The sequence below is a fragment of the Elizabethkingia argenteiflava genome (assembly GCF_009904105.1).
Lineage (GTDB): Bacteria > Bacteroidota > Bacteroidia > Flavobacteriales > Weeksellaceae > Elizabethkingia > Elizabethkingia argenteiflava.
Map to the genome: position 1 here is coordinate 1 of NZ_JAAABJ010000622.1, position 560 is coordinate 560.

Consider the following 560-nt stretch of genomic DNA (forward strand, 5'->3'; position numbering starts at 1 on the left):
CAAAAAGAGTTCGGAGAAAAATAGCAATTTTGTATTGCCGATCAAATAACTAATAATCTGGAACTCATCAGCAAAGATAAAATAGAACAATGGATTTTAACTCATTTAAGCAAAGGAAAAAGAGAATTTTCGACGAGATATAATCTGGTAAAAATAATTCAGCTTATTGTAAAACGCCTGAAAACAGGCTGTCAGAGGCTTGAAATAAGTTTGAAAGAATATTTTGACAAAGAGAAAATCTGCTGGCAAAGCATTTACTATTATTTAAATAAATGGAGCAAAGATGGCTCTTTCAGAAAGGTTTGGATAGGTCTTTTGCTTCTTAATAAAAGAAAATTGTAGATGTCAAGCTTTCAGTTGTACGGCATCAACACCCCAAGCCGAATGGGAGGTGAAAAGCTAGGCTATCAGGGTAGAAAAAGGCAAAAACCACCAACAGCATTTTTCTGTGTGATTTCCGTGGACTTATGTTGGATTTGTGTAGTCCATTCAGTTGGGTTCTTAACGATTTATACCTACTAGTTGTGAGTTTGTATGAAATTCTGTCTCTTCTATGCGTA

At 34.8% G+C, this 560-nt stretch carries 1 protein-coding gene; it reads left to right on the top strand.

The genetic code is table 11. The annotated features are described in order from the left end of the window. The first annotated feature begins 342 nt into the window (after positions 1-342). The gene (locus tag GNY06_RS10785; RefSeq protein WP_166520077.1) at positions 343-522 is read left to right on the top strand and encodes a hypothetical protein; all 180 of its coding nucleotides are present in this window, start codon (positions 343-345) and stop codon (positions 520-522) included. Positions 523-560: the final 38 nt, after the last annotated feature.